Source organism: uncultured Actinomyces sp., assembly GCF_963526355.1.
Taxonomy (GTDB): domain Bacteria; phylum Actinomycetota; class Actinomycetes; order Actinomycetales; family Actinomycetaceae; genus Actinomyces.
The window spans coordinates 1-3,303 of record NZ_CAUROW010000161.1; the positions used below are offsets into that span (position 1 = coordinate 1).

Annotated in this window: 4 protein-coding genes; 1 reads left to right on the forward strand and 3 read right to left on the reverse strand. The window is 71.6% G+C overall.

Going from position 1 to position 3,303, the window contains the following annotated elements; translation table 11 throughout:
• Positions 1 to 727: hypothetical protein (locus tag RWR81_RS13155; protein WP_314458162.1), on the reverse strand; the 727-nt coding region annotated here is incomplete at its 3' end.
• A gap of 6 nt (positions 728 to 733) precedes the next feature.
• On the opposite strand from RWR81_RS13155, the gene RWR81_RS13160 reads away from it, so the two are divergent.
• Positions 734 to 877, forward strand: coding sequence for a hypothetical protein (locus RWR81_RS13160; RefSeq protein ID WP_314458163.1), 144 nt, complete (start codon positions 734 to 736; stop codon positions 875 to 877).
• Between the two features lie 56 nt (positions 878 to 933).
• Here RWR81_RS13160 and RWR81_RS13165 read toward each other — a convergent pair whose 3' ends face one another.
• Together RWR81_RS13165 and RWR81_RS13170 are read right to left on the reverse strand one after the other, a co-directional pair.
• A complete protein-coding gene (locus tag RWR81_RS13165; protein WP_314458164.1) occupies positions 934 to 2,832 on the reverse strand; it encodes an ABC-ATPase domain-containing protein in 1,899 nt (632 codons plus the stop codon).
• Between the two features lie 146 nt (positions 2,833 to 2,978).
• A partial coding sequence (locus RWR81_RS13170) for an NADPH-dependent FMN reductase (RefSeq protein ID WP_314458165.1) occupies positions 2,979 to 3,303 on the reverse strand: 325 nt, incomplete at its 5' end.

Here is a 3,303-nt window from a genome sequence, read left to right on the forward strand (position 1 = left end):
CATGGTCCGGCCAGTAGTAGTCCAGGATGTAGAGATCCTGCCCGACCCGCACACTCACCTGCAGCTCCGGCTTGGGAAGACGATGCTCCCACATGCGAACACGGGACATGGACTCGCCCGGCGACTCGGACCGACCATCGGCCAGGCACACGGCCTGCCGAGCGCGGGGACCGCCGCGCGCTGCAGCAGACAGACGCTCCAGAGCCTCCTCCATGGCTTCCACGGAGCACAGCCCGTTGTGCAGAGCCGCATCCATGGCGACGACCCCCGCCATCACTCCGTTCCACCGAGCCAGGTCAACGAGTGAGTCCGGCAGCGCCACAGCGAGATGCCCGCCCACCCTGACGACCTCAGTATCGCGGCGCCGGACGTGGCGCCACAGCAAGGAGGTCCGCACGCGCCCGGGACGCCCGTCCACGACCTCCACCCGGCGCAGGACCGTCCCCACCAACGGCAGCCCGTAGGCGGAGACAGCAGAAGCACCTGCCAGCACCAGGTCCTTTCCGTACTTCCGGTGCGCCGCCTCGAGCAGCAGCCCGTAACGCTCCGTCCACGAGGCCTCCTGCCAGGCCGAGCGGGGTGCATAGACGCCTGCGGCGACTCGCAGCCAGTCGTGGCTGAGGTCCGGACGCGCACACGCAGCGTCGTCGAGACCGGTCTCGTTCCACAGGAGAGGGAGCAGGGCCCCGCGGTCGGCCAAGGACAGGGAGGAGTTCGAGGTGGTCATGCCCATATGCTGCCCGCAGCACCCCGGCACTCGCCTGACGCGCTTGCCCTCCTGGGGAAACAGGAGGCCGACGACGCCGATGTGGACACCCGCATCGTTGACCACTTCGACCAAATCTTCACAGACGACGCGGCTCCGGGTCGTCTGTGAAGATTTGGTCGAAGTGTGGGAGGAGGAGGGGAGGCCGGCCGTCAGTGCTCGCCTCGTCAGTCCTCGCGCCGCCGGCCGGCCAGCTCGAGCTTGCGGTAGCGGCTGACGGCCGCCCCGACGTCGACCATGCGGGGGCGCACGAGGAAGGCGGGCCTCTCGCGCTCGTCGGTCAGGGCGTCCAGGCCCTCGTCGTCGAGCAGGGCCTCGAGGTCGTCCAGGCACTCGCGCAGCGGGGAGACCCCGTCGAAGCGCTGCTCCAGCAGGGCGCGCAGGGCGTAGGCGATGGCCTCGGCCTGCCCGGGGTCGGTGACGCCGCCGACGTCGGAGATGTCGATGTCCTCCCGGTCCAGGACGAGGGTGGAGGTGCCCTGGGCGCGGGTGCGCACCGGCCCCCGACGGATGCGCGGCGGGGCGGGCTCGGGGACGCGCCGCCGAGGCTCGGCGAAGTCCTCCAGCTCGGTGAGGGGCCGGGGCTGGTCGGCCACGACCCGGCGGGCCTGCTCGGTGACGTCGCGCAGGTGGTAGGTGTCCATGAGCAGGACCCGGTCGGCCACGTCCAGGTAGTCCCCGGAGCCGCCCATGACCATGACCGTGGAGACGCCCCTCCGGCGGAACAGCGCGGTGATGCGGTCCACCAGGGGCGTGATGGGCTCGCGTTCGGCGGCCACCAGCTCGCGCATGCGCGAGTCGCGGATGAGCAGGTTCGTGGCGGAGGTGTCCTCGTCCAGCAACAGCGTCGTGGAGCCGGCCTCGACGGCCTCGATGATGGAGGCAGCCTGGGAGGTGGATCCCGAGGCGTTGCGGGTGGTGAAGGAGGCGGTGTCGCGTCCGGCCGGCAGGTGGGAGATGAAGGGGGTCAGGTCGACGCCGGTCACGGCGCGCCCGTCGGCGGCCCGCACCTTGACGGCGTCGGGAGCCGTGGCCACGAGCTCGCGCCCGTCCCCGGGCACGTGCGGGTAGACGCCGCGCTCGATGGCACTCAGCAACGTGGACTTGCCGTGGTAGCCGCCTCCGACGATGACGTTGACGCCCTCCTCGACGACGGTGCCACGCACCGTCCCGGCGTGGGGGAGCTCGACCGTGGCGGCCATGGAGTCGGGGGCCTCGAGGGGGATGCCGCCATCCAGGGGCTCGTCGCTCACCCCGGAGCGGCGCGGCAGGACGGAGCCGTCGGCGAGGAAGGACACCCAGCCGTTGCGGGCAACCGTCGCCGTCAGGACCCGGTGGTCCTCAAGGGTGGCGATGTGGCGCACGAGCCGGTCGCCCCGCTCGCCGGTGAGGTCCATGGCCTCCTCCAACTCGCGCACGAGGTCGCGTCCCACGATCCGGGAGGCCTCGTGGCCCTGAATGGAGCGGCCCTGGGCGGGCAGGGCCAGGCGGGCGCGGACCTCCAGGACCCAACCGATCCCGTCCTTCTTCTCGTCGGGGCGCACGATGATGCTGGAGCGCTGAAGGATCTCCTGCCCGGGGGAGGCGATGGACAGCGCCGTACCACGGAATCCGGCGTGCAGCTCGCGGGTGAGGAAGTCGCCCACGGCCAGGCGCCGATCGGCATCGAACAGCAGGTCGGCCTCGTCGAGCAGCTCCAGCCCATGCAGGTCGGTGGGCACGTCCACGTGGATGCGCGTGGGCGGGGCGTAGGGATCGGACTGGACGCGGTCGATGTGCAGGAACCAGCCGGCGGGCGCCCGGTAACGCCCGACGATCGCCTTGTAGGCGGCGTAGGAGCGTCCGTCGAGGGCGTGGAGGTGGCCGATGAGGTCGGCCAGGAGGCCGTCGCGCGGCTCGTCGTCGTAGACACGGCGCGAGCGGCCGCGCTCGCCATCCCGGTAGCCACGGTTGCCGCCACGGCCCCCTCCCCCGCGGGCTCCGCCCGAGCCGCCTCGGTAACCGCGGTCGCCTCGTCCGTCCCTGCCGTCGCGGTGGGAACCGCCCCGCTCGCTGCGTTCAGTCATGGTGGAAACCCTACCCATCCACCTGGCCGCACCCTCGCAGCCGCGGCGCAGACGACGTCGCCGCCGGGGGCGCCCGCAGGTGCCGCCGACGGCGACGTGGTGGACTGGTGTCCTCCGGTTCAGCTGGTCAGCCGAGTTCCGCGCCTTCAGCGCAGGGAGGCCAGGGCGTCGGAGTGGGCGACGACGTCGCGCACCATGGCCGGGACCTCGGGGTCGTGGAAGGAGGCCGGCGAGAAGGCGCCGTCGGCGAAGTCGGTGTTGAGCGACAGGAACACGTTGGAGGCCACGACGGTGGCGCCCATGCCCTGGAGGATCTGCTGGAGGTGGCTGACGGCGCGGATGCCGACGCTGTAGGAGTAGCCGACCACGCCCACGCCCTTGTTGGCCACGGCGCTGGGATCGAGGAAGTCGATGGCGTTCTTCAGCGCGCCAGGGATGGAGAAGTTGTACTCGGGGGTGACGAAGATCAGC